At 66.4% G+C, this 25,199-nt stretch carries 25 protein-coding genes; 20 read left to right on the forward strand and 5 right to left on the reverse strand.

The genetic code is table 11. The features are described from left to right. Positions 1-156 precede the first annotated feature (156 nt). The 5 genes from IAG39_RS11010 (at position 157) to IAG39_RS11030 (ending at position 5,714) form a co-directional block, all read left to right on the forward strand. Positions 157-909, forward strand: a complete 753-nt coding sequence (locus tag IAG39_RS11010; RefSeq protein WP_059372344.1) for a GntR family transcriptional regulator — start codon at positions 157-159, stop codon at positions 907-909. Further along, positions 860-2,176, forward strand: a complete 1,317-nt coding sequence (locus tag IAG39_RS11015; protein ID WP_165867830.1) for a malonyl-CoA decarboxylase domain-containing protein — start codon at positions 860-862, stop codon at positions 2,174-2,176. The genes IAG39_RS11010 and IAG39_RS11015 overlap by 50 nt, the downstream gene beginning before the upstream one ends. A 43-nt stretch (positions 2,177-2,219) precedes the next feature. After that, positions 2,220-3,011 (forward strand): enoyl-CoA hydratase/isomerase family protein, encoded by a 792-nt coding sequence (locus IAG39_RS11020; RefSeq protein ID WP_059372354.1) that lies wholly within the window; start codon positions 2,220-2,222, stop codon positions 3,009-3,011. Between the two features lie 5 nt (positions 3,012-3,016). Further along, positions 3,017-4,558, forward strand: a complete 1,542-nt coding sequence (locus tag IAG39_RS11025) for a malonate--CoA ligase (RefSeq protein WP_118932530.1) — start codon at positions 3,017-3,019, stop codon at positions 4,556-4,558. Between the two features lie 184 nt (positions 4,559-4,742). Next, positions 4,743-5,714 (forward strand): Bug family tripartite tricarboxylate transporter substrate binding protein, encoded by a 972-nt coding sequence (locus IAG39_RS11030; protein WP_118932529.1) that lies wholly within the window; start codon positions 4,743-4,745, stop codon positions 5,712-5,714. Positions 5,715-5,756: 42 nt separating this feature from the next. On the opposite strand, the gene IAG39_RS11035 is transcribed toward IAG39_RS11030, so the two are convergent. Continuing rightward, positions 5,757-6,713 carry an aldo/keto reductase gene (locus IAG39_RS11035; RefSeq protein ID WP_059372362.1) on the reverse strand — a complete coding sequence of 319 codons (957 nt, stop codon included), beginning with the start codon at positions 6,711-6,713 and terminating at the stop codon, positions 5,757-5,759. Between the two features lie 272 nt (positions 6,714-6,985). Between IAG39_RS11035 and IAG39_RS11040 the strand changes: the two genes are divergently transcribed. The 3 genes from IAG39_RS11040 to IAG39_RS11050 all read left to right on the forward strand — a co-directional run bounded on the left by IAG39_RS11040 (position 6,986) and on the right by IAG39_RS11050 (position 10,063). Next, positions 6,986-7,957: an ABC transporter substrate-binding protein gene (locus tag IAG39_RS11040; protein ID WP_059372365.1), complete on the forward strand. Its 972-nt coding sequence runs from the start codon at positions 6,986-6,988 to the stop codon at positions 7,955-7,957. A gap of 418 nt (positions 7,958-8,375) precedes the next feature. After that, positions 8,376-9,266, forward strand: coding sequence for an ABC transporter permease (locus IAG39_RS11045; protein WP_059372366.1), 891 nt, complete (start codon positions 8,376-8,378; stop codon positions 9,264-9,266). 2 nt (positions 9,267-9,268) lie between these two features. After that, positions 9,269-10,063 (forward strand): ABC transporter ATP-binding protein, encoded by a 795-nt coding sequence (locus IAG39_RS11050; protein WP_013395026.1) that lies wholly within the window; start codon positions 9,269-9,271, stop codon positions 10,061-10,063. 48 nt (positions 10,064-10,111) lie between these two features. On the opposite strand, the gene IAG39_RS11055 is transcribed toward IAG39_RS11050, so the two are convergent. From IAG39_RS11055 to IAG39_RS11065, 3 genes are all read right to left on the reverse strand, one after another. Next, positions 10,112-11,359, reverse strand: a complete 1,248-nt coding sequence (locus IAG39_RS11055) for an NAD(P)/FAD-dependent oxidoreductase (RefSeq protein ID WP_118932528.1) — start codon at positions 11,357-11,359, stop codon at positions 10,112-10,114. A gap of 96 nt (positions 11,360-11,455) precedes the next feature. After that, positions 11,456-13,090, reverse strand: a complete 1,635-nt coding sequence (locus IAG39_RS11060; RefSeq protein ID WP_118932527.1) for an NAD(P)/FAD-dependent oxidoreductase — start codon at positions 13,088-13,090, stop codon at positions 11,456-11,458. Then, complete coding sequence (locus IAG39_RS11065; RefSeq protein ID WP_118932526.1) at positions 13,090-14,601, reverse strand: polyamine aminopropyltransferase; 1,512 nt, start codon at positions 14,599-14,601, stop codon at positions 13,090-13,092. Before IAG39_RS11065 ends, IAG39_RS11060 begins: the two co-directional genes overlap by 1 nt. Before the next feature lie 89 nt (positions 14,602-14,690). Here IAG39_RS11065 and IAG39_RS11070 point away from each other — a divergent pair, with 89 nt between their 5' ends. From IAG39_RS11070 to IAG39_RS11105, 8 genes are all read left to right on the forward strand, one after another. Further along, positions 14,691-15,077, forward strand: coding sequence for a DUF350 domain-containing protein (locus tag IAG39_RS11070; RefSeq protein ID WP_054452914.1), 387 nt, complete (start codon positions 14,691-14,693; stop codon positions 15,075-15,077). A 41-nt stretch (positions 15,078-15,118) separates the two neighbouring features. Beyond that, complete coding sequence (locus IAG39_RS11075; protein ID WP_059372377.1) at positions 15,119-16,150, forward strand: SPFH domain-containing protein; 1,032 nt, start codon at positions 15,119-15,121, stop codon at positions 16,148-16,150. Positions 16,151-16,156: 6 nt separating this feature from the next. Continuing rightward, a complete protein-coding gene (locus IAG39_RS11080; RefSeq protein WP_118932525.1) occupies positions 16,157-17,626 on the forward strand; it encodes a DUF4178 domain-containing protein in 1,470 nt (489 codons plus the stop codon). Positions 17,627-17,630: 4 nt separating this feature from the next. Beyond that, positions 17,631-17,795, forward strand: a complete 165-nt coding sequence (locus IAG39_RS11085; RefSeq protein WP_165867829.1) for a hypothetical protein — start codon at positions 17,631-17,633, stop codon at positions 17,793-17,795. Next, positions 17,792-18,142 carry an adenosylmethionine decarboxylase gene (speD, locus tag IAG39_RS11090; protein WP_118932524.1) on the forward strand — a complete coding sequence of 117 codons (351 nt, stop codon included), beginning with the start codon at positions 17,792-17,794 and terminating at the stop codon, positions 18,140-18,142. The genes IAG39_RS11085 and speD overlap by 4 nt, the downstream gene beginning before the upstream one ends. 119 nt (positions 18,143-18,261) lie before the next feature. Further along, the gene (gene modA, locus IAG39_RS11095; RefSeq protein WP_118932523.1) at positions 18,262-19,020 is read left to right on the forward strand and encodes a molybdate ABC transporter substrate-binding protein; all 759 of its coding nucleotides are present in this window, start codon (positions 18,262-18,264) and stop codon (positions 19,018-19,020) included. A 23-nt stretch (positions 19,021-19,043) separates the two neighbouring features. Continuing rightward, complete coding sequence (gene modB / locus IAG39_RS11100; protein WP_059372387.1) at positions 19,044-19,730, forward strand: molybdate ABC transporter permease subunit; 687 nt, start codon at positions 19,044-19,046, stop codon at positions 19,728-19,730. After that, complete coding sequence (locus IAG39_RS11105; RefSeq protein ID WP_118932522.1) at positions 19,727-20,413, forward strand: ATP-binding cassette domain-containing protein; 687 nt, start codon at positions 19,727-19,729, stop codon at positions 20,411-20,413. The genes modB and IAG39_RS11105 overlap by 4 nt, the downstream gene beginning before the upstream one ends. A 5-nt stretch (positions 20,414-20,418) precedes the next feature. On the opposite strand, the gene IAG39_RS11110 is transcribed toward IAG39_RS11105, so the two are convergent. After that, positions 20,419-21,213, reverse strand: coding sequence for a TOBE domain-containing protein (locus IAG39_RS11110; RefSeq protein ID WP_059372396.1), 795 nt, complete (start codon positions 21,211-21,213; stop codon positions 20,419-20,421). A gap of 158 nt (positions 21,214-21,371) precedes the next feature. On the opposite strand from IAG39_RS11110, the gene IAG39_RS11115 reads away from it, so the two are divergent. The 4 genes from IAG39_RS11115 to IAG39_RS11130 all read left to right on the forward strand — a co-directional run bounded on the left by IAG39_RS11115 (position 21,372) and on the right by IAG39_RS11130 (position 25,193). Beyond that, positions 21,372-21,962, forward strand: coding sequence for a DUF4136 domain-containing protein (locus IAG39_RS11115; protein WP_059372399.1), 591 nt, complete (start codon positions 21,372-21,374; stop codon positions 21,960-21,962). Positions 21,963-21,995: 33 nt separating this feature from the next. Next, positions 21,996-23,189, forward strand: coding sequence for a DUF3734 domain-containing protein (locus IAG39_RS11120; protein ID WP_118932521.1), 1,194 nt, complete (start codon positions 21,996-21,998; stop codon positions 23,187-23,189). A 190-nt stretch (positions 23,190-23,379) separates the two neighbouring features. After that, positions 23,380-23,745, forward strand: a complete 366-nt coding sequence (locus IAG39_RS11125; protein ID WP_059372404.1) for a helix-turn-helix domain-containing protein — start codon at positions 23,380-23,382, stop codon at positions 23,743-23,745. Between the two features lie 185 nt (positions 23,746-23,930). Next, entirely contained in the window at positions 23,931-25,193 is a 1,263-nt protein-coding gene (locus IAG39_RS11130) for an efflux RND transporter periplasmic adaptor subunit (RefSeq protein WP_118932520.1), read from the forward strand. The last annotated feature ends 6 nt before the right edge of the window (positions 25,194-25,199 follow it).

Genomic DNA, 25,199 nt, shown 5'->3' on the forward strand with positions numbered 1-25,199 from the left:
TTCTCCGGGGACAGATCGCAGGGCCTCCGCACGGCGGGGGCCTTTTTTCTCTTAGGGTAGCCACCGACGCGCAAGGGGTTTCCTTTTTCCCGCATCCGGCTCTATCATGGCCTTATTCATAATTATGAATTACGGTGCAGTCCTGACCGCTGAACCATGACCCTACCCATCGTCCGGCAAGCCCTCTACCTGGAAGTCGCGGACCGCCTGCGCGGCATGATCCACGCGCGTTCCCTGCGCAACGGCGAATGGATCGACGAATTGCGCCTGGCGGGCGAGCTGGGCATCTCCCGCACCCCCTTGCGCGAGGCGCTCAAGGTGCTGGCCACCGAAGGGCTGGTGCGGTTGGAGCCGCGCCGCGGCTGTTTCGTCAATGAGCTCTCGGCGCAAGACCTGGAAGACATCTTTCCGCTGATGGCCATGCTGGAAGGGCGCTGCGCCTTCGAGGCCGCGCGCAAGGCCAGCGATGCCCAACTCGCCGAGCTGGAACCCCTGCACGCGGCGCTGGCGGGCCATGCCCAGGCCGGCCGCATCGACGCCTATTACAAGACCAACTACCTGATCCACGAAGCAGTGCAGGCTCTGGCCGGCAACCAATGGCTGTCGGACATGGTGGGCAATCTGCGCAAGGTGCTGAGCCTGTCGCGCCACCGCAGCCTGTCGCAACCCGGCCGCATCCAACAGTCCTGCGCCGAGCACCTGGCCATATTTGACGCGCTCAAGGCGCACGACAGCGAGGCCGCGCAGGCGCTCGCGCACAACCACCTGATGCGGCAGCTGGAAGCGCTGCGCGCATTGAGCCATGCGGATGCCGCCGATGCGGCGCCGTCCGATCCCATCGTCATCGAGGAGCCCGCCCATGTCCGCACCCGCCAATCTCGCGCCCGCGCGCGGCGCACGCACGCCTGAGCCCGAGGCCGATACCGTCGATGCGGCGGCCGTTGCTGAAAGCGCGGGCCTGATGTCCCGCCTGGGCAAGCTGTGGGAACGCGGCCGACTGCCCAGCGAATCCGAAATACGGCGGCTGTTCGAGGCTCGCCTGACCGACGTGGCCGCCAACAAGCTGGCCCGCCGCTGGTGCGAGCAGTACAGCGCCGCGGACGGCAAGGACCGCCGGCTGATGTTGACCGCGCTGGCGCAGGCGCGCGGCAGCTACGCTGGCGAAGGCGGCGAGGGCGTGCGCCTCTTCAAGCGTTTCAATGCGCAGCCCCAGGGCCTGCGCTTCCTGGTCGAGCTGCGCGCGGACATGCTGCGCTGGCGCAAGCAGGTGGCGGGCATCCAGATGCTGGACAAGGACCTGGAAGGCCTGCTGTCCGCCTGGTTCGACGTGGGCCTCTTGGAGCTGCGGCCGCTGACCTGGGATTCGCCGGCGTCGCTGCTGGAGAAGCTGATTCTCTACGAAGCCGTGCACGAGATCACCTCCTGGGACGACTTGCGCCGCCGCGTTTCGCCGGACCGCCGCTGCTACGCCTATTTCCATCCGCAGATGCCGGGCGTGCCGCTCATCTTCGTGGAAGTGGCCTTCGCCAGCCAGATGGCCGACAACGTGCAGGTGCTGCTGGACAGCACCTTGCCGCCGCAGGATCTGGACAAGGCGCGCTGGGCCATCTTCTATTCCATCTCCAACACGCAGCCCGGCCTGAAGGGCATCAGCTTCGGCAACTTCCTGCTCAAGCGCGTGGTGGAGCAGCTGCTGCATGAACTGCCCAAGCTGAAGTCCTTCGCCACGCTGTCGCCCATCCCGGGCTTCGCCGACTGGCTGGCCAAGCTGGACGCCGAGGCGGTAGAGGCCATCGTGCGCGAGGACAAGGTGCGCGCCAAGTCGCGCAAGCGCGAGGGCGTGCCCGACGGCCGGCGCTGGGTTGCGCGCCTGGCCAAGGCGGCCCAGGGCAAGGCCGCGGACGTGGTCAAGCGCGCGGGTTTCCGCCTGACGGCCAATTACCTGCAGTCCATGAAGAACGGCATGCCGGTGGATGCGGTGGCGCGCTTCCATCTGGGCAACGGCGCGCGCATCGAGCGGCTCAACTGGGCCGCCGATACCTCGCCCAAGGGGCTCAAGCAGTCCTGCGGCCTGATGGTGAACTACCTTTACGACCTTGACGAGCTGGACGACAACCTGGCCCTGCTGGGCGAGGGCAAGCCCCAGGTCAGCCGCGGCGTGGGACGCGTGGGATAAACGCCGCGCGCGGCGCAACAACATAAGAATGAGGGCAGGAGACATGACGGACAACGTGGCCGGCCGCGTGCTGCTGGAACGCGAGGGCGATCTGGCCCGGGTGACGCTATCGCACCCGGGGCGCCTGAATGCGATCACCGTGGGCATGTGGCATGAACTGCGGGACGTGTTCGGCCGCATCGCGCAGGACGACGCGGTGCGCTGCGTGATCGTGCGCGGCGAGGGCGGCAATTTCGCCGCCGGCGCCGACATCCGCGAATTCCCCGCGCAGCGCGGCGACATGGCCGGCGTGCAGCGCTACCACCGCGAGGTACTGGCGCCTGCCTTGCAGGCGGTGGCCTTGTGTCCGCAGCCCGTGGTGGCGCAGATCGAAGGCGTGTGCGTGGGCGGCGGCCTGGAAATAGCCAGCCAGTGCGATCTGCGGATCGCTGGAGAATCCGCGCGTTTCGGCGTGCCGATCAACCGCCTGGGATTTCCCATGGCGCCTGACGAAATGAGCGGCCTGCTGGCCTTGGTCGGACGCGCCGCCACCCTGGCGATACTGCTCGAAGGCCGCGTGTTCGGCGCCGCCGAGGCTCGCGAACTGGGCTTGTTGACGCGCATCGTTGCCGACGATCAGGTGGCCGACGCGGCGAAACGCAGCGCCGAGCGCATCGCGGCGGGCGCGCCGCTGGCGGCCCGCATCAACAAGCGCCTGTCGCGCAGGCTCGCCGCGGGCGGCGCCTTGACCGAAGACGAATACCAGGATTATTTCTCGTACGCCGACAGCCGGGACCACAAGGAGGGCGTGCGCGCTTTCCTGGCCGGCGTGGACCCTTCCTTTTCCGGAGACTAGACAAGGTGAGCAACGCTAATCTATATGCTGTCCTGCAAGGCGGCTTTCCCAAAGACCGCAGCAAAGTCGCGCTGGAAACGCCCGACCTGCAATACACCTGGGACGACATCGATCGCGCCACGGCGTGCCTGGCCAACCTGCTGACCTCGTTGCGGCTGCCGGCGGGTTCGCGCGTGGCGGTGCAGGTCGAAAAGTCGCCCGAAGCGCTGCTGCTGTACCTGGCCACCTTGCGCGCCGGCCTGGTCTACCTGCCGCTGAATACCGCCTACCGCGAATCGGAAATCGAGTACTTCCTGGGCAACGCGGAGCCGGCCGTGGTGGTTTGCGCCAGCAAGAACCTGGACTGGGTGCAGCGCGCGGCAGACAAGGCTGGCACCGCGCATGTGTACACGCTGGACGAGGACCGTAGCGGCACGCTGCTGGATGCCGCCGGCGGCCTGTCTCAGACCTTCAAGACCGTGGCGCGCAAGCCCGACGACCTGGCCGCCATCCTGTACACCTCCGGCACCACCGGGCGCAGCAAGGGCGCGATGCTGTCGCATGGCAACCTCGCCGCCAACGCCCGCGTGCTGCACGACTACTGGGGCTGGCGCTCGGACGACGTGCTGTTGCACATGCTGCCGATCTTCCACGTGCATGGCCTGTTCGTGGCCTCGCACGGCGCCTTGCTGGCTGGGGCCAGGATGATCTGGCTGCCCAAGCTCGATGTCGACCAGGCCCTGCGCTACCTGCCGCAGAGCACCGTAATGATGGGCGTGCCGACGTACTACGTGCGTCTGCTGGCCGACCCGCGCTTTGACCGCAGCGTCTGCGCCAACATGCGTCTCTTCATCTCGGGCTCGGCGCCTTTGCTGGCCGAAACCTTCTCGGACTTCCAGAAGCGCAGCGGCCACGCCATCCTGGAACGCTACGGCATGAGCGAGACGGTCATGCTTACCTCCAACCCCTATGACGCCAAGCTGGGCGAACGCCTCGCGGGCACCGTGGGCCGCGCCCTGCCGCAAGTGCAGGTACGCGTGGTCGACGATGCCGGCATCGCGCTCGCGCCCGGCGAGATCGGCAACGTGCAGGTGCGCGGGCCGAACGTGTTCTCGGGCTACTGGCGCATGCCGGAAAAGACCGCCGAGGAATTCACCGCCGACGGCTGGTTCAAGACCGGCGACGTGGGCCGCTGGGGCGGCGAGTCCGCCGGGCGCGACGTACCCGCCGACTACCTGTCCATCGTGGGCCGCAGCAAGGACCTGATCATTTCCGGCGGCTTCAACGTGTACCCCAAGGAAATCGAAACGCTGATCGACGACATGCCCGGCGTGGCCGAATCGGCGGTCATCGGCGTGCCGCATGCCGACTTCGGCGAGGCCGTGGTGGCGGTGGTGGTGCCCAAGGACGGCGCGGCGCTGGACGCGGATGCGATGCAGGCGGAACTGAAATCGCGCATCGCCAATTTCAAGGTGCCCAAGCGCGTGCACATCATCGGCGAACTGCCGCGCAACACGATGGGCAAGGTGCAGAAGAACGTGCTGCGCGAAACCTACAAGGCGCTCTGACATTCGCCAGGACCGCTTCCCGTCGGGAAGCGGCCTTTCCGGCCGGGCGCGCCGCGCCGGCCCCCATTCAGGAGACTATCCCCCCAAAAACATGCAGGTCCCAGCAGCCCATTCCCTACAAGAACTTCAAGAGACGAGACGCACATAACCGCGCCGTCCCCATGCTGCAGCAAGAGGAGACAATATGAAATATCGCACCACCGCCGCGGCCGTATTCGCCGTGGCCGCCCTGGGTTTCGGCGGCGTCGCCGCCGCGCAATGGCCCGAACGCCCGATCACGCTGATCGTCCCGTTCCCCGCCGGCGGCGGCACGGACACCTTTGCCCGTCCGCTGGCCCAGCAACTGACCACGCAGCTGGGCCAGCCCGTGGTCATCGACAACAAGGGCGGGGCGGGCGGAACCGTGGGCGCGGGCGTCGCGGCCAAGGCCAGGCCCGACGGCTACACCTTCTTCATGGGCGGCGCGCACCATGCGCTGGCCCCTTCGCTGTACAAGAACCTGAATTACGACATCCAGAAGGACTTCGTGCCGGTCGCGCTGGTTGCGCAGCCGCCGCAGGTCATCGTCATCAATCCGGCCAAGCTGCCGGTGAAGACGGTCCAGGAACTGATCGACTACGCCAAGAAGCGCCCGGGGGAAATCAACTTCGGCACCGCGGGCAAGGGCAGCACGCACCACCTGGCCGGCGAGCTGTTCGCCATGCAGACGGGCATCAAGCTGGTGGACGTGCCCTATCAGGGCGCGGGACCCATGCTGTCGGCCCTGATCGGCGGACAGGTGGACCTGGCGTTCGACGGCCTCGGTTCGTCCGCCGGCCATATCCGTTCCGGCACGATCAAGCCTTTGGCCGTGGCCGCCACCGAACGCTCGCAATCGTTGCCCGACGTGCCCACCGCTGCCGAGGCTGGCGTGCCGAACTACGTGGTGTCGACCTGGTACGCGATCTGGGCGCCCGCGGGCACGCCCAAGGAAGCGGTGGACAAGATGAGCGCCGAGATCACCAAGGCCCTGAATGCGCCGAAGATCAAGGAAACCTGGGCGGGCAACGGTTCGGCGGTGCCTACGCTGACCGGGCCTGAGTTCGGCAAGTTCGTCGATAGCGAGGTCCAGCGCTGGGCCAAGGTGGTGAAGGACTCGGGGGTGAAGCTGGATTGATGGCCGCGAGTCAGGCGTGCGCCACGTGGCGCGCGCCTTCCCTCACCGCCATTCACTCGCCTGGCTCAGCTTGGCCAGCTGATCATGCGTCAGCGTCAGGCTGGCCGCCTTGACCAGTTCGTCCAGTTGTTCGAGCGAGGTCGCGCTGACGATGGGCGAGGTGATGCCGGGCTGCGCGATCTGCCAGGCCAGCGCGGCCTGGGCGGGCGTGCAGCCGGCGTCCTCGGACACTTCGTCCAGCGCTTTCAGGATGCGGTAGCCGCGGTCGTTGAGATAAGTGTCGACGATCTTGCGTCCGCGCGGGCTCTTGCCCGCGTCCGCGGGACTGCGGTACTTGCCGCTGAGGAATCCGCTGGCCAGGGCGTAATAGTTGATGGTGCCCATCTGCTGCGTCTTCACCAGGCTCTGCAGCCCGGACTCGAAGGGTTCGCGGCGGTACAGGTTGTATTCCGGCTGGATGCTCTCGTAGCGCGGCAGGCTGTGCCGTTCGCTCGCGATCAGCGCTTCGGACAGCCGCACCGCGGTGTAGTTGGAGGCGCCGATGGCGCGCACCTTGCCGGACTCGATGTGCTTCGCGTATTCGGCCAGGGTGTCGGTCAGCGGCGTGTCGGGATCGTCCTGGTGCGACTGGTAGAGGTCGATGTGGTCTGTCTGCAGCCGGGCCAGCGAGGCTTCCAGCGAGCGGCGGATGTAGGCCGGCGCCAGGCCCTTGGCGTCGGGCCCCATTTCCATGCCGACCTTGGTGGCGATCAGCACGCGGTCGCGCTTGCCCGAGCGCTTTAGCCATTTGCCGATCAGGGTCTCGGATTCGCCGCCCTGATTGCCCGGAACCCAGCGCGAATACACATCCGCCGTGTCGATGAAGTTCAGGCCGGCGTCCACCAGCGCGTCCAGCAGCGAGTACGTGCCGGCTTCGTCCACGGTCCAGCCGAAGACGTTGCCGCCGAAGGTGAGGGGAGGAATCTGCAGGCCGGAACGGCCCAATGCGCGTTTGATCATGGTGAGGCCTCTGGATGCTGCGGTTGGCGGCGCGGAAGACGTCCGGTTTTTGCTGTTCCGGCCGATGCGATTCCGGGCTTTTCAGTATATTGACGCCGCTGCGCCCAGTTACGGGGCATGCGATTGCGGCATGCACCATTTCAGGGATTCCCCCGAAACGCTTTGGGTGGGCGGCAAGTTAGACTATACGGCTTTATGGCTAGTCCGGCCGGCGGGGAGCCGCCAGCGGCGCCGTAATAATGAGCAAAAACAAGGGTTCAAGGAGCTTATCTATGCTGATCGGAAAAAAACATTTTCTGACGGTTGGCGCCATGGCGCTGGCGATGGCTATCGCCGCGCCTGTGTCCGCGCAGCAGAAATCCGTGGCGGTCACCGCCATCGTCGAGCATCCGGCGCTGGACGCCGTGCGCGACGGGGTGCAGGACGCCCTCAAGCAAGCCGGCTATGAACCGGGCAAGAACCTGAAGTGGCAATACCAGAGCGCCCAGGGCAACAACGGCACCGCCGCCCAGATCGCGCGCAAGTTCGTCGGCGACAAGCCTGACGCCATCGTCGCGATCGCCACGCCGTCGGCCCAGGCCGTCGTCGCCGCCACCAAGGACGTACCGGTGGTGTATTCCGCCGTGACCGATCCCGTCGCCGCCCAGCTGGTCTCCAGCATGGACGCCTCGGGTACCAACGTGACCGGCGTGTCGGATCTGCTGGCCCTGGACAAGCAGGTCGAACTGATCAAGAAAATCGTCCCCAACGCCAAGCGCGTGGGCATCGTCTACAACCCGGGCGAGGCCAACTCGGTCGTGGTCGTGAAGAAGCTGCAGGAAATCCTGCCGAAGTCGGGCATGAGCCTGGTTGAAGCGGCCGCGCCGCGCTCGGTGGACGTGGCATCCGCGGCCCGCAGCCTGATCGGCAAGGTCGACGTCATCTACACCAACACCGACAACAACGTCGTGTCGGCCTACGAGTCGCTGGTCAAGGTCGGCAACGACGCCAAGATCCCGCTGATCGCGTCCGACACCGACAGCGTCAAGCGCGGCGGCATCGCCGCCCTGGGCATCAACTACCGCGACCTGGGCGTGCAGACGGGCAAGGTGGTGGTGCGCATCCTGAAGGGCGAGAAGCCTGGCGCCATTCCCTCGGAAACCATCTCCAAGCTCGAGCTCTACGTGAACCCGGGCGCCGCCGCCAAGCAGGGCGTGACCCTGTCCGATGCGATCATCAAGTCGGCCGCGGTGGTCGTGAAGTAATAGTCAGCCGTACCCGCCCCGCCATGCCTATCCGGCATGAGCGGGGCTTGTTTTATGTTCTGGTGTCTTGCCTTACCCCATGGTCTTCAGGGCGGCAGCATTCACAAGATGCTCGCGGCCCGGCGCAATGTGCTGGTCTTGAATGGCCGGCGGCCCGCCTTACGGCGTTGTGCCCGCCCGGCGTTTTTGCTCCCTGAATGGTCCTGCAGACTCATGCTGGCGGCCCGGCCGTCCGGCACGGGAGGGCTTTGGCAGGAAACCGGAGAAAATCCCCTGCGGGGAAACGTTTCTTGCGAAAGCTGGGGTAAAACTGACCCCGAAACGCAAGATATCCGACGCGGCAACTCTTTAATATGCTCGTTTCTTGCCTTCGTGCAAGTTCTTAATATGCCCGCTTCTCACTGATTGGATTTGACCCATGTCATTGTTCTCGTTGTTAGGTGCGTTGGAGATCGGCCTGATCTTCAGCCTGGTGGCTCTGGGCGTGTATATCTCGTTCCGCCTGTTGCGCTTCCCGGACCTGACCGTTGACGGCAGCTTCCCGTTGGGCGGCGCGGTCTGTGCGACGCTGATCGCCTCGGGCACCGACCCGTTCCTGGCCACCGTCATCGCGACGATCGCTGGCGCCGCGGCCGGGCTGGTCACCGGCTGGCTCAACGTCAAGCTCAAGATCATGGATCTGCTGGCCAGCATCCTGATGATGATCGCGCTGTACTCGGTCAACCTGCGCATCATGGGCAAGCCCAACGTTCCGCTGATCACCGAACCCACCGTCTTCACCATCCTGCAGCCTGAATGGCTGTCGGACTACGTCGCCCGTCCGTTGATCCTGATCGTCATCGTGATCCTGGCCAAGCTGGCGCTGGACTGGTTCTTCGCCACGCAGACCGGCCTGGCGGTGCGCGCCACCGGCTCCAACGGCCGCATGGCCCGCGCCCAGGGCGTCAACACCGGCCGCATGATCCTGGGCGGCATGGCGCTGTCCAACGCGCTGGTCGCGCTGGCGGGCGCGCTGTTCGCCCAGACCCAGGGCGGTTCGGACATTTCGATGGGCATCGGCACCATCGTGATCGGCCTGGCCGCCGTAATCGTGGGCGAAAGCATCCTGCCGTCGCGCAAGCTGGTGCTGGCCACGCTGGCCGTCATCATCGGCGCCATCGTCTACCGCTTCTTCATCGCGCTGGCGCTGAACAGCGATTTCATCGGCCTGAAGGCGCAAGACCTGAACCTCGTCACCGCGGTGCTGGTCACGTTCGCCCTGGTCATTCCCATGCTCAAGCGCCGCCTCCTCGGCAAGAAGGGGAGCTGAATATGTTGTCCGCAAAAGACCTCAAGATCACGTTCAACGCCGGCACGCCCATCGAGACGCGCGCCTTGCGCGGCCTGTCGCTGGAGATCCCGTCGGGCCAGTTCGTGACCGTCATCGGCTCCAACGGCGCCGGCAAGTCCACCTTTCTGAATGCAGTCTCGGGCGACCTGCCGGTCGACTCCGGCCGCATCGACATCAACGGCGTCGACGTCACGCGCCAGCCTGTGTGGGCGCGCGCGGGCCGCGTGGCCCGCGTGTTCCAGGACCCCATGGCCGGCACCTGCGAAGACCTGACCATCGAAGAGAACATGGCGCTGGCGCAGATGCGCGGCGCGCGCCGCGGCTACAGCCGTGCGGTCAAGGCCTCCATGAAGGAAGGCTTCCGCGAGCGCCTGGCCACGCTGGGCCTGGGGCTGGAAAACCGCCTGACCGACCGCATCGGCCTGCTGTCGGGCGGCCAGCGCCAGGCGGTCAGCCTGCTGATGGCGGCCTTGCAGCCTTCGCGCATCCTGCTGCTGGACGAGCACACCGCGGCGCTGGACCCGCGCACCGCGGACTTCGTGCTGCAGCTGACCGCCCGCATCGTCGCCGAAAGCCAGCTCACCACGATGATGGTGACCCACAGCATGCGCCAGGCGCTGGACGTGGGCGACCGCACCGTCATGCTGCATCAGGGGCAAGTGGTGCTGGACGTGTCGGGCGACGAGCGCCGCGGCATGGACGTGCCGGATCTGCTGGCCATGTTCGAGCGCGTGCGCGGAGAGAAGATCTCGGACGACGCCCTGTTGCTGGGATAAGCGCCAGGCGCCGGCCGCGTGAACCGCAGCCGGCGGCTTCCCGCCGTTCTAGATGAACCGGCCGGGCCGGAATGCCTCATGGCGCGAGACCGCGCCGTCGCCGCACATCAATTCGCCCAGTATCTTCGCCGTGCCGGGCGCGGTGCTGAAGCCGATGTGCTGGTGGCCCAGCGCCAACCACAGGCCGGGATGGCGCGGCGCTTCGCCTATCATCGGCCGGCTGTCGGGCAGCGTCGGGCGCCGCCCCAGCCACGCCTCGGCATCCAGCCGCCGGTCCAGCGGAAACGCCTCGCGGGCCCGCGCTTCCGCCAGGTCCAGCTGCAGCGGCCGGGCGGGTGCCTCGCAGGCGTCCAGTTCCACGCCCGTGGTCAGGCGCAGGCCGCGCGCCATGGGCGACAGCACGTAGCCCCCGCCGGTGTCGTAGACCGGGCGCGTCAGGCCGGCGCCTTCTGCGCCGCTGTAATGCATGTGGTAGCCGCGCTCGAACGCCATGGGCAGATCTATGTCCGCCGTCTTCAAGAGTCCCTTCGACCAGGGACCCAGCGCGACCACCAATCGATCCGCCGCTATCGATTCCGACCCCTGCGCGCCTTGCACGACCCAGCCCTGGCCTTCGCGGCGGATGGCGCTGGCGGCCAGGCGCTGGAACGCGCCGCCCGAGCGGCGGAACAGGCCGGCATAGGCCGCGACCACTTCGTGCGGATCATTGACGGAATACGAGCCCTGGATCCACAGGGCGCGGCGGAAGATGGGCGCAAGCGCGGGTTCGATCTCCGCGAGTTCCGCGGGTTGCAGGACCTGGGTCGGCACCTGGTACTGGGCAAAGGTCTTACGCGACAGTTCACCGCTGTTCCAGCCCTGTTCCGAGCGGTACAGGAAAATCCAGCCGGTATCGCGCAGCCGGTGCGCCGCGCCCGACTCGTTCAGCAGCCGCAGATGCTCGGGCGCCGAAAGCCGGATCAGGCCGTCCAGCGCCTCCACGGTCTGCCTGAACACCGCCGGCCGGGCGTTGAGCAGGAAGCGGGCGGCCCAGCCCAGGTTCTGCGCCAGATAGCTCAGCTTGTAGCGGAACTGCACGGTGTCGTTTTTCAGTAGCCGCGGCAACTGCGCCCACAAGCCGGGGTGGTTGAATGGCATCAGCGAACTGCGCGCAATCACGCCGGCGTTGCCCAGCGAGGTTTCCAGGCCTGGCTCCTGCCGGTCCACCAGCGTGACGGACAGGCCGCGGCGCTGCAGTTCCAGGGCGCAGCAGACGCCCACGATACCCGCGCCTAGGACAACGACGTGTTTTCCCATGTCTTTTTATCTGAGTCCGGTCAGGAGGTGCCGTGATGCCCGGCAAGCTCGCGGAATTGTATTGCAGGCGGCCGGAGAAAACGCGGCGCGCGAACTTCAGGCCTGCGGCGGCTTTTGGCCCATGATGCGCCCCGCGGCGGCCACGCCCCACCACGAGGCTTCCTCGAACACGGAATAGCCCGATAGGTCCGAGTGCGCGAACAGTATCGGACCGTCCACGTCGCGCAGCGCGGCCAGTCCCGGATTGGACAGGTAGCCGCACAGCGGCGAGGCCATGGCATGGCCGCGCACCGTGATTTCCAGCTGGCGCGCATGGCGCCAGAATTCCTTGCCGTAGGCCGCGACCAGGTCGGATGCGGCCTCGGCCCGCAGCTCTTCCGGGGTGGCCCGGGTCAGCCATTCGCGCGCGGCCTGGGGCGTCTGTCCGCCGAGCGCGTGATACGCCGTGAAGACGCAGCGCGGCGTGCGGGCCACGCGCAGCAACTGGTGCGTGGAGACGACGTAGCCCAGCGCCTTGCCTTGATAGACCACGTTGTCCCAGGACAGCGGTTCGCCCGGGGCTTCGGCCGGGTAGCCTTCCATGACGAAGTTCGACACCATCCAGGGCGCGTGCGGCGGCGCGTGCACCGCCGGATCGTAGCCATAGGCGCTGATGTCGGGCAGGATGCGCTGGGCCACGAACAACGGCATCGCGCACACGGCTCGGCGCGCCTGCACCGTGTAGGCGTCGGAGGACGAGGCCAGGCAGGTGACCAGCGCGCCGGCGGGCGTCTCCTGTACCCGGACCGCCGTGCCGGCGGCCAGCCAATCGGCATGGCCGAGCTTCTTGGTGATCGCGTCGCGCATGCGCTGCATCAGCGTCGACAGGCCGCCAGGCCAGGTCAGCACGGCGCCTTCGCCCGCATTTTCGGCATGGCCGTCGCGGCTGGCGAAGTAGTGCAGGCCGGCCCAGGCCGAGACCGCGTCGTATTGCGCGCCGTAGTCGTCGCGGCAGCAGTAGTTCAGGTACCAGTGCAGCGCGGGCGAGGTGTAGCCTTCGCGGTCCAGCCATTGCTTGAACGTGATCGCGTCCAGCGCGCGCCAGGCCGGATCCCGCGACGACAGCGTGAGCGGGATGCTGAAGACCTTGCGGCCGTCGCTGCCGGTCTGCGTGTGCAGGCGATTGATCAGCGCGAGGAATTTGCGGTGCTGCGCCAGGTCCGCTTCCGGCAGCCCGTTCATGGGCAGCAGGTTTTCTTCCCAATGGCCGCCGCGCAGCAGACGCTCCTGGGGCGAGTGCACCAGCGCGGTCTCGTCGTAGTAGGGACGGAGGGTACTTGCGCCGCGCTCGATGATGCCGAAGTCGGCCAGCATTTGGCGTATGTGCGTGGAGGCCATCGAGGGCAGGGGCAGGTAGTGCGCGCCCAAGGGGTAGTCCAGGCCCTCGCGCTGGCCGGCGGCTGCATTGCCGTCGAGTTCGGGACCCTGTAGCACCAGGAAATCCGTGTGCCCTTCGCGCGCCAGCTTCCAGGCGCAGGACAGGCCCGCCACGCCCGAACCCAGTATCACGACGTCGCGCTTGTGGTTGGCCGAGGGCTGCGGCCAGGCCGCCCCGTCGCGCAAGGCGTGGCCAGCCTGCATGCCCGGGTAATGGATTTCCGGCGTGGTCTCGACGATGCGCGAACGGTAGTACCCGGCGGTGCCGGCGACCGCGGCCGTGGCCGCGCCCAACAGGAAGCTGCGCCGCCGCATCAGCGGATGACCTTGCGCCAGTCCTCGTCGAAGTAGCGCACCAGCGATTGCTCGTTCAGACGGTTCGGAGGCATCGCCAGCGCGGGCATGTCGGCAGGGAAGTGGAACAGTTCGCGCGTCGTGACCGGGTCCAGGTAGCGCGTGGGCACGGTGATCGCGGCGGGCGGCTCGTAGTCGCGGCGCTTGCTGGCCAGAATGAAGCCCCAGTCGCCGAAGGACGGCACGTAGGTGTGGTACGGCCAGGTGTTCAGGCCGGCTTCCTTCAAGGTGGCGTCCACGCTCCAGAACGAGCGCGGCGCGAAGTAGGGCGAGGTGGACTGCACCACCATGTAGCCGTTCTCGGCCAGGTGGCGCGCCATCAGGTGATAGACCGGCACCGAGTACAGCCGGCCCAGGCCGAAGTTGGACGGGTCCGGAAAATCCACCACGATGTAGTCATAGACCTCGGCATGGGTTTCCAGCCAGCGGCCGGCGTCGTCGTTGATGACCGTGACCCGCGGATCCTTCAACGACCCCTGGTTCAGCTTGACCAGCGGCTCGGAGCGGGAAAACAGGCCGGTCATGGCCGGATCCAGATCCACCAGCGTCACGTGTTCGATATTCTTGTATTTGAGGATTTCGCGCACCGCCAGGCCATCGCCGCCGCCCAGCACCAGCACGTTGCGCGCCCAGGGCAGGGCTTGCAGGCCGGGATGCACCAGCGCTTCGTGGTAGCGGTGCTCGTCGCGCGACGAAAACTGCAGGTTGCCGTTGATGTACAGGCGCAGGTCGTCGTGCCAGCGCGTGACCACCAGGCGCTGATACTGCGTGGTTTCCGCGTGCACCACGTCGTCGCCGTACAGGCCTTTCTCGGCCCAGGCCGTCATGCTGCCGGAATAGATGAAGCCCAGGCCCAGGAACCCGATCACGACGCTGGCGCGGATGGCCTTTTCGCTGGGGCGGGGGATCTCGGCGCGGAACAGCCAGGTGGTCCACAGCGCCACGCTGGCGTTCAGGATGCCGAACAGGAAGCTGGTGCGCAGCAATCCGAGCTTGGGCGCGAGCAACAGGGGAAACACCAGCGACACAGCCAGCGCGCCCAGGTAATCGAAGGTCAGCACGCGGCTGACGATTTCGCGGAATTCGGTCTTGCGCTGGTTGAACACCCGCATCACCAGCGGGATTTCCATGCCGACCATCAGGCCAATGAGGAACACGCCCACATACAGCGCCGCGCGAAAGGGGGCGGGCATCCATGAGAAGACCAGGAACAGCACCGCGGCGGAGACGCCGCCCAACAGCGCGACCAGCAGCTCCACATCGATGAAGCGATTCAAAACGTCTTCGTCTCTTACATATTTTGACAACCACGAGCCTATGCCCATGGCGAACAGATAACAGCCGATGACGGAAGAGAACTGCAGTATCGAATCCCCCAGCAAATAGCTGGCCAGCGCGCTGCTGATGAGCTCATAGCCCAAACCGCAGGAGGCGACGATCAATACCGAAAGGATGAGAATGCGGTCGCGCATGAGGTGTCCGACACGAAAAATGCGTTCGCAGTATATCGAACGCGCCGTATATACTGCGCGCAATTAGGAGGGTGGCAATGGGAGAAGCAATGCATCCGGTGGTGACCTATCTTATCTATATGGCGTCCGCGCTTGCCATGCTGGGTGTCTTCACCTTGGTCTACACGGCCGTCACGCGCTATAAGGAATTCGAGCTGATCCGCGAAGGCAATATCGCCGCCGCGCTGTCGTATGGCGGCGCGCTGGTGGGCTTCAGCTTCACCTTGTGCTCCAGCATCGCGATCCATGCCAGCTATGCCATGTTCCTGCTGTGGGGCCTGGTGGCCATGCTGGTGCAGCTGGTCGTGTACGTGGGCGTGTCCCAGACGGTGCGCGGCATGAACGAGGCCATCGAAGAAAACAACATCGCCATGGGCGGGCTGATCGGCTCGATTTCCATCGCCGCCGGCATCGTCAACGCCGCCAGCCTGACCTGACGCGGGCTCGCGCCGCACCTGATCTGACAGGAGAAAGACTCATGAGTCTCGGTTCATTCATCCGCAAGCAGTTCATCGACATCCTGCAATGGAACGAGGACCGCGACGGCGTGCTCGCCTGGCGTCATCCCATGCAGGATTTCGAAATCCAGTATGGCGCCAGCCTGACCGTGCGCGAATCGCAGATGGCGGTGTTCGTCAACGAAGGCAAGGTCGCCGACGTGTTCGGTCCCGGCATGTACAAGCTGACCACGCAGACGCTGCCGATCCTGACCTACCTGAAGAACTGGGACAAGCTGTTCGAGTCGCCCTTCAAGTCGGACGTGATCTTCTTCAGTACGCGCCTGCAGCTGGGCCGGCGCTGGGGCACGGCGCAGCCGGTGACCTTGCGCGACAGCGAATTCGGCATGGTGCGGCTGCGCGCCTTCGGCGTTTATTCCTATCAGATTTCCGATCCCGCCAAGTTCTACCGCGAGATCAGCGGCACGCGCGACGAGTACACCGTCGACGACCTGGAAGCGCAGCTGCGCAACATGGTGGTCGCGGCGATGACGACGGCGCTGGGCGGCTCCAAGGTGCCGTTCCTGGACATGGCCGGCAACCAGGGGCTGATGTCGCAAAGCATCGCTGAACAGCTGGCGCCGGTGTTCGACCGCTACGGTGTCAAGCTCGACAACTTCACGGTCGAGAACGTCTCGCTGCCGGAAGAACTGCAGAAGGCGCTGGACACGCGGATTTCCATGGGCATGGCCGGCGACCTGGGCAAGTTCACCCAGTACCAGACCGCCACGGCCATACCGATGGCCGCGCAGAACGAAGGCGGCATCGCCGGCATCGGCGCGGGCCTGGCGGCCGGCGCGGCGCTGGGCCAGACCATGGCGGCAGGATTGGCCGGCGCCCAGGGGCAGCCGCAGCAGGCCGCGCAGCAACCTGCCCAGCAGGCGCCCGCCGCCGCGGGCGCGGATCCGGCGCAGCGGTTGCAGCAGCTCAAGGATCTGCTGGACAAAGGCCTGATCACGGCCGCGGACTACGATTCGGCCAAGGCCGAAGTGCTGAAGAAACTCACCAGCTAAGGCTCCATGCAGCAGGTTCTGTGTCCGCAGTGCGGCGCCCCAGTCAAGTTCACGTCCGCGGCATCGGTCATGGCGGTCTGCGGCGCCTGCCGCAGCACCTTGCTGAAGGACGCCGAGTCGGTCAAGCGCATCGGCGAGGCCGCCGAGGTCCTGGAGGACTACTCGCCCTTGTGCCTGGGGGCGGCCGGCACTCATGAAGGCAAGCGCTTCGACCTGATCGGCCGCATCCAGCTGCGCTACGAAGACGGCTTCTGGAACGAGTGGTATCTGTGGTTCGAGGACGGCTCGGACGGCTGGCTGTCGGACGCCTCGGGCCAGTACGCCGTGACCCGGCGGCGCAAGGTCAAGTCCACGCAGGGCATGCCGGCGTTCAACGATATCGCGCCCGGCGACGAACTGAAGCTGGACGGCCAGCGCTTCACCGCCGCCGACGTGCGCGCCTGCCAGGCGGGCGGCACGCAAGGCGAGCTGCCCTTCGTGCCGGGCGACGGCTGGTTGGCCAAGGTGGCCGATTACCGCAGCCTGGACGCGTTCCTGACGCTGGACTTTTCCGACGGACCCGAGCCCGAGCTGTACATCGGCAAGGCATTCGACCTGTCCGCCATGCAGGCGGCATCGCTGCGGACCAACGAGCAGGTCGAGGAAACCGCCGGCCGTTTCCGCGGTCAGATCAAGGCGCTGGACTGCCCCAACTGCGGCGGGCCCATAAGCTTCGTGGCCGCCATGGCCACGCAAGTGGTCTGCCCCTCGTGTGCGGCCACCGTTGATTGCTCGGGACCTACGGCCGAGGTCATCGAAAAGGCCCGCAAGGTCAAAGCCATCAAGACCACGTTGCCGCTGGGCGCGGTGGCCAAGATCGACGGCGCGTCCTACACGCTCATCGGCCTGATGAAGTGCGCCGATCCGGACCCCGAGGAGCCGTCCGACTGGATCGAGTACCTGCTGTTCAATCCCGCGAAGGGATTCATCTGGCTGGTGGAAACCGAAGAGGGCTGGGAGCGGGTGCAGGTATGCGATACCTGGCCCAGCCACAACAACGCCAGCAGCGTGCGCTGGCGCTCCAAGCTCTATCAGAAGCTGTACGACTACACCTCGCGCGTGGAACTGGCGTTGGGCGCGTTCAACTGGCGCGTCAAGGTCGGCGACAGCACCAAGATCACGGATTACAAGGCCGGCAACCTGAAGCTGACCCGCGAGCTGAGCGAATCCGAGCTGGGCTGGTCGGCCTCGGGGCCGGTGGCGCCGGCGCAGTTGGCGGAATGGTTTGGCGATCCTGAACTTGCCAAGCAGAAGGCCATGCCGCTCAGCGGCAAGCCCGGGGGCTATCGCAAGTTCGCCTGGACGGCCATGATCGTGCTGGCCTTCCTGAATATCGACACCATTTTCAGCGGGGGCATCATCCCGCTGCTGATCGGCGCGGCGTTTCTCTGGATCCCGGCGGCGCTGGCGGACAAACTGGCCGGCAAGGACGAATGACAGAATGGGCAAGCTTCTATACACCGTCTACGCCATCGTGGTGGTGATCTTCGCCACCGGGTTCAACACCCCGGGCGCGCGCATGTCCAGCGGCGGCGGCTCCAGCAGCAGCTGGGGCAGCAGTTCCTCGGGCGGGTCGGGCTGGTCCTCGGGCGGATCCCACAAGTGATCCCGCATGCCACACCCGGCCGCCACGTGCTGGCCGATTTCCGCGGCGTGCCGGCGGATCGCCTGACCGACGCGCAAGCGCTGGAACGCGACCTGATCGCCGCGGCGCAGGCGGCGGGCGCGCGCGTGCTGAGCGCGCACTTCCATCATTTCGGCGCAGGCGCGGGCGTGACCGGCGTGGTCCTGCTGAGCGAATCCCACATCAGCATTCATACCTGGCCCGAACACGCGTTCGCGGCGCTGGACATCTTCATGTGCGGCGCGGCCCGGCCCGAGCTGGCGCTGGAGCACCTGCGGGCGCGGCTGGCGCCCGAGGCGGTGCACGCGACCACGGTGGCGCGCGGCTGAAGCCGGCGGCCGCCACTCCTTGATTTTGCTCAACCCTCCCTCGGGCGGCCAAATTGACGGGCGTTATATACCTATATATATTTCGTTACCGACTTAGCGAATTCCCCTGGGAGAAGAACATGTTCCGCAACCGTCCGATCGTGGCGCTGTCCTTGGCGCTGGCCGCCGCATGGAGCGCCAACGCCACCGCCGGCGACCTGGTGGTTTCGGCCGCCGCCAGCCTGACCAACGCCTTCAAGGAAGTCGCGCAAGGCTACGAAAAAGAGCATGCCGGCACCAAGGTCATCCTGAACTTCGGCGCGTCCGACGTGCTGCTGCAGCAGATCGTCAAGGGCGCCCCGGCCGACGTGTTCGCCTCGGCGGACCAGAAGGCCATGGACAAGGCGGTCGAGGAGAAGGCCGTCAAGCCGGCCTCGCGCGTGGACTTCGCCGCCAACCAGGTGGTGCTGATCGTGCCGGCCGACAGCAAGGCCAACATCACCGCGCTCAAGGACCTGACCCGCGACGACGTCAAGCGCATCGCCTACGGCAACCCGGCATCGGTGCCGGTGGGCCGCTACACCCAGGGCGCGCTGGAAGCGGCCGGCCTCTGGAAGGAAGTGCAGGCCAAGAGCGTGCTGGCCCAGAACGTGCGCCAGAGCCTGGACTACGTGGCGCGCGGCGAGGTCGACGCGGGCTTCGTGTTCGCGACCGACGCGGCCATCATGGCGGACAAGGTCAAGGTCGCGGTGCGCGTGCCTTCGCAGACGCCGGTGACCTATCCCATCGCCGTCACCACGCGTGAAACCGCCGCCAAGGAAGCCGAAAGCTTTGTTGCCTATGTGCTGTCTCCCGCAGGCCAGGCGATACTGTCGCGCTACGGCTTCCAGAAGCCCTGATACCTGTTGAATCGTAGGCATTGATGAGTGATCCGGTTTGGGTGCCGCTGCTGCTTTCCCTGAAAGTGGCGGGCTGGGCAACGCTGTTGGCGACCGTGGCGGGCACGGCCGCGGCTTATGGCCTGTCGCGCTGGCGCTGGCCGGGGCGCGACCTGCTGGACGCGCTGCTGACCTTGCCGCTGGTATTGCCGCCCACGGTGCTGGGCTACTACCTGCTGGTGCTGCTGGGGCGCCGCGGCGTCATCGGCGAGACGCTGGCGGGCTGGGGCATCGAACTGGTCTTCACCTGGCAGGGCGCGGTGATCGCCGCTTCCGTGGTGGCCTTTCCGCTGGTGTTCAAGTCCGCCCGCGCCGCCTTCGAGAACGTCGACAGCCAGCTGGAAAGCGCGGCGCGCGTGCTGGGCGTGTGCGAGGCGGGGATCTTCTTCCGCGTCACCTTGCCGCTGGCCGCGCGCGGCATCGCCGCCGGCGTGCTGCTGGCCTTCGCGCGGGCGCTGGGCGAATTCGGCGCCACGCTGATGATTGCCGGCAACCTGCCGGGACGCACGCAGACCCTGTCGGTCGCCATCTACGAGGCCGTACAGGCGGGCGACGACGCCACGGCCAATATGCTGGTGCTGGTCACCTCGGTGACTTGCGTGGTGGTCCTGCTGCTGGCCGGCAAGCTGGTGCCCGTCAGCAGCGGCCGGCGCAATGGGAGCGCGCTATGAGCGTCAGCATCCAGGTGCGCAAGCAGATGGTGTCCGGCGAGCGGCGCTTCGCGCTGGACGTCGCATTCGATTCGTCCGCCAAGCGCATCGCGCTGTTCGGTCCCTCGGGCGCGGGCAAAAGCCTGACCCTGCGCGCGGTGGCGGGCCTGCTGCGCCCCGACTCGGGCCGCATCGAGATCAACGGCCGCGTGCTGTTCGACACCGACGCTGGCATCAACCTGCCCGCGCAATCGCGCCGCGTCGCCTATCTGTTCCAGGACTATGCCCTGTTTCCCCACCTGACCGTGGCGCAGAACATCGCTTTCGGGCTGCGCCGCGGCTGGCGCAACCCGCCCCGGCGCGAGGTCGGACCCGAGGCGCAGCGCTGGGTGGACGCGTTCGAGCTGGGTTCCATCGTGGGCAGCTATCCCAGCGAGATCTCCGGCGGCCAGAAGCAGCGGGTGGCGCTGGCGCGAGCCCTCATGCTGCGGCCCGACATCCTGCTGCTGGACGAGCCTTTTTCAGCGCTGGATTCGCAGCTGCGCGGCAAGATGCGGCTGGAACTCAACGCCTTGCAACGCCAGCTGGACGTGCCGATGCTGCTGATCACGCACGACCCGGCGGATGTGGACGCGCTGGCCGACGAAGTGTTCGAAGTGCGCGAGGGCAGGGTGCGGCGCCACGACGAGGACGTGGGCGTCTGAGCGGCTCAGTCCAGCACGCCCAGGATCACGCTGGAAGCCTTGAAGATCGCGACCGCGTCGGCGCCTACGTCCAGGCCCAGGTCCTGCGCGCTTTCATTGGTGACGATGGCTGCCAGCGTCACGCCGCCGTCCAGTCCGATCAGGATCTCGCTGTTGACGGCGCCCGGGCGCAGCGCCGTGATCTTGCCCGGCAGTTGATTGCGCGCCGACAGGCGCAGGCCGGGGCCGGGCGCGCCCACGATGACGGACGACGCCTTGACCAGCGCGATCGCTTCCTTGCCCGCGGCCAGTCCCAATTCCTGTGTGCTTTCGCGGGTGATGGTGGCCGTGATGGTCAGGCCGCCCGCGATGCGCAGCACGATTTCGTCGTTGACGGCGCCGGCGCGGATCTGGATGACGGTGCCTAGCAGTTTGTTGCGCGCGCTGGTCTTGAGCATGAATCGCCTCATGAGGTCGATGTCGCCGGCGGCGTTCACGCCGGCGCGGGTCAGGTTTTCCATGAACTTGCGGTGTTCGGCTTCCAGGGCGCGGAAGGTGCCGATCAGGCCGCGCGCGCGGTCCGTCAGGCGCGTGCCGCCGCCGCCCTTGCCGCCGGCGGCCCTGATCACCAAAGGCTCGCCCGCCAGGTTGTTCATGGCGTCGATGGCGTCCCATGCGCCCTTGTAGCTCATGCCCACGGCGCGCGCGGCGGCCGTGATCGAGCCGGTGGCGTCGATCTGCGCCAGCAGGTCTATGCGGTTTTTTCCGCCCCAGGTCTGGGCGCCGGAGCGAAACCAAATCGAGCCGTCGAGTTCCAACATCGTTATCGTGCCGTGGTCAGGGTATGGGACAGCTGAAAGTGTAATGGACGGCCGCAGCCCTGGCGGAGCGAGACGAACGCGATGAGAATGAGATTCTGTTGAAATTTTGCAGGCTTGGCGGCACTATGTTCAGGCATCGGGCTCACGGAGAAAACGACATGAAAGCGTTCAAATTGCTGGCTGCGGGTTCCATGACGGCGTTGTTGGCGGCTTGCGCCACAGGCCCTGACGTCAAGAGCGATTACGATCATCAGGCGAATTTCGCGCAGTACCGAACCTTCGGGTACATGACGCCGCTGGGTACCGACAAGGCCGGCTACAGCACCCTGCTGACCGAGCGTCTGAAAAACGCCACGCGCGGCCAGATGGAAATGCGCGGCTACACCTATAGCGCCGCCAACCCCGACCTGCTGCTCAACTTCAGCGCCAAGCTGCAGCAGAAGGTGCAGGTCACTCCGGCCCCGCCGCCCATGGGGCCGTACTACGGCTATCGCACCGGCTTCTACGGCGGTTGGCCCGGCTACGGCTGGGGCGATGACGTCTACCAATATACTGAAGGCACCTTGAACATCGACCTCGTCGACGCGCGTCGCAGGCAGTTGGTGTGGGAAGGCGTGGCGGTGGGCGAGGTCCAGCCCGATGCCAGCGCGTCGCCCGAGAACACGGACAAGGTGGTTGCGCAGATTTTCTCCAAGTATCCGTTCCGCGCGGGCGTGGCTGCGCCGCAGTTGCCGGACAAAAGCAAGTAGGGCGGTCCGCCGGCCCTGCCTAGAGGAAGCCGTATGAGTACTCGCCGCAAGGCTCCGAAGCAAGACACCGGCGATACGCCGCCCTATGAAGTCGTGGCCCTGGTGCTGCAAGGCGGCGGGGCGCTGGGGGCCTACCAGGCCGGGGTGTACCAGGGGCTGCACGAAGCGGGTATACGGCCCAACTGGATTTCCGGCATTTCCATCGGGTCGATCAACGCGGCGATCATCGCGGGCTCTCCCGAGGACGAGCGTGTGGGGCGTCTGCGCGGTTTCTGGGAAACCATCTGTCGGCCGGCTGGCTTCGCCTCGGTTCCCTGGGGCGAGACGCTCGGTCCCATGTTCGAAGGCTTGCCGTTCGGCTTCGGTTCGCCCGTCATGAACGGGCATGTGTCCGCCTTCCAGGCCTTGTTCTCGGGCCAGCCGGGCTTCTTCAAGCCGCGTTTTCCGCCGCCCTACCTGGTGCACGGCAGGGGCGCGGCGTCCACCAGCTTCTATGACACCACGCCGCTGGCCGCGACCTTGCGGGAGTTCGTGGATTTCGACCTGCTTAACAGCGGGTCCGTGCGCGCCAGTTTCGGCGTGGTCAACGTGCGGACCGGCAACTTCGCCTATTTCGACAGCCTGAAGGACACGCTGCGGCCCGAGCACATCATGGCCTCCGGCGCCTTGCCGCCGGGTTTCCCTTCTGTCGAGATCGACGGTGAACACTATTGGGACGGCGGCGTCGTGTCCAACACGCCGTTGGCCCAGGTGCTGACGACGGACAGCATGCGGGACACGCTGGCGTTCCAGGTCGACCTGTGGCCCGCGCGCGGCGGCCTGCCGACCAACCTGGAGGAAGTGGCCGAACGCCAGAAGGACATCCAGTACTCCAGCCGCACCCGCCTGGTCACGGACCAGTTGAGGCGCGTGCTCAAGCTGCGCCATGGCTTGCAGCGTCTGCTGGCGAAGCTGCCGGCCGCCGAGCGCAACGCGGCGGAGTTCGCCGACATCCGCAAGCTGTCCCATACGCCGGCCACCAACATCATCAACCTCATCTACGAGTCCAAGCACCGGGAGCGTTACTCCAAGGACTACGAGTTCGGCACCGAGGCCATGCGCGAGCACTGGGAGTCGGGCCTGGCGGACATCCGCGCCACGCTCGCCAAGCCTGGCATCCTGGCCCGTCCGACCGAGGACAGTTGTTTCGTCACTCACGATATCCATCGCAACGGCACGCGCACCTGAACTGCCGGGCAGGGGGGCGTGGCATCTGGACGGATTTCGGGCAGATTTCTCAGCGGATTGGTCTGATAGATGTCTTGCAGCCACAACGCCCGCGGGTTCCAGCGGTAGTCTTTCGGGGCAAATTGCAACCTTGTTCCGGGAACCGGCCGCCACCCCGTGCGGCGCGGGCCGTCCTGGATGGAGATCCGTCGTGAATGCCCCCGCTCGCCTTGCACAGGTCGCTCCCGCCCGCGCGGCCGATACTCCCTACGCCACGGATGGTTGGTGGTCGCTGGCCTACCAGGGCTGGACACTGCTTACGCCCCATGGCGCCCGCATCGGCCTGACGGCCCTGGAACGCACCTGCCTGCTTTGCCTGGCGGGCAATCCCGCCAGGGAGTTGCGGCGCGATGCGTTCATGGCCCTGCGTAAACGCACCACCATGCGCACGCTGAATGTGGCGATCTGCCGCTTGCGCGGCAAGGTCCTGCTGGCCGGCGCCCGGCTGCCGCTGCATACGGTGCACGGCATGGGCTATGTGTTCCTGGGCAAGCTGCGAGAGCTTTCCGAGAGCTGATCTGTTGTATGGAATCCCCGTGGGTGTGGCATTTGAAGCATTAAAAATCAGTGATTTCCCCAACAACTGAGTTACATTATTGGGCTGATTACGCGCCGTGATGACGCATGCTTTTTGTTGTGACCGCGGTGTAAGTCGCGGTTAAATGCTGCGATTACGGTTTATTACGCTACGCGGGGGTTTCAATGCGGTTTTCGCCTAAACGTGTTTCCGGCCTGGCTTTTTCCGGTGGGCTCCTCGCACTGATATTGGCTGGGTGCGGCGAAAAGCCGCAAATGAATCCTGGCATGCCCCAGGTCAGCGTCATCACGATCCAGCCGCAGCGCGCGCCCATCGTGTCTGAGCTGCCTGGCCGCGTCGATGCCGTCCGGGATGCGCAGATCCGTGCCCGGGTGACCGGCATCGTCCAGAAGATCGCCTTCGAACAAGGCGGGGACGTCAAGGAAAACCAGCTGCTCTTCAAGATCGATCCGGCGCCCTACAAGGCGGCCTACGATCAGGCGACGGCGCAGCTCAAGCAGGCGCAGGCCAACCTGTTCAGCGCCAAGCTGCTGGCCGACCGCTACGCGCCGCTGGTCAAGGCCAACGCCGTCAGCAAGCAGGAATACGACAACGCCGTGGCTTCGTACCGCCAGGCAGACGCCGCTGTCGCCGCCGCCAAGGCGGCGCAGGACAACGCCGCGATCAACCTCGGCTACACCGACGTGACCTCGCCGATCACCGGCCGCATCGGCAAGCCGCTGGTCACCGAAGGCGCGCTGGTCGAGACCACCTCGGCCACGCAGATGGCCACGGTGCAGCAGCTGGATCCGATCTACGTCGACTTCACCCAGTCCACCGCGCAGCTCGCGTCCCTGCGCCGCGCCTTTGCCAGCGGCCAGCTGCAGCAGGTCGGCAAGGATACGGCGCGCGCCACCATCGTGCTGGAAGACGGCTCTGAATACAGCCAGCCGGGCAAGCTGCTGTTCACCGGCATCACCGTGGATCCGACCACGGGCCAGGTGAACCTTCGCGCCGAAGTCCCCAACCCCGACGGCATCCTGTTGCCCGGCATGTACGTGCGCGTGCGCCTGGAGCAGGGCGTGGATGACAAGGCCCTGATGGTGCCGCAGCAGGCGCTGCAGCGTACCGCGGACGGCCTGCAGAGCCTGTTGCTGGTCAAGGACAACAAGATCGAGCAGATCCCGGTCACCACCGGCGGCGCCCTCAACAGCAACTGGATCGTCACCAGCGGCCTGAAGGCTGGCGACGTGGTCGTGGTGGAAGGATTCCAGAAGGTTCGCCCGGGCGCTCCGGTGCAGGCCAGCGAATGGAAGAACGGCACGCCCGCCCCGGGCGGCCAGGCTCCCGCGCAACCGGGCGCCAAGCCCGCGGAATCCGCCCCGCAGCCTGGCGCAAAACCGGCCGAGCCTGCGCAGCAGGACAAGGCCGCAGGCCAGAAATCTTAAGCGGCA

It is taken from the genome of Achromobacter xylosoxidans (assembly GCF_014490035.1).
GTDB lineage: Bacteria > Pseudomonadota > Gammaproteobacteria > Burkholderiales > Burkholderiaceae_B > Achromobacter > Achromobacter bronchisepticus_A.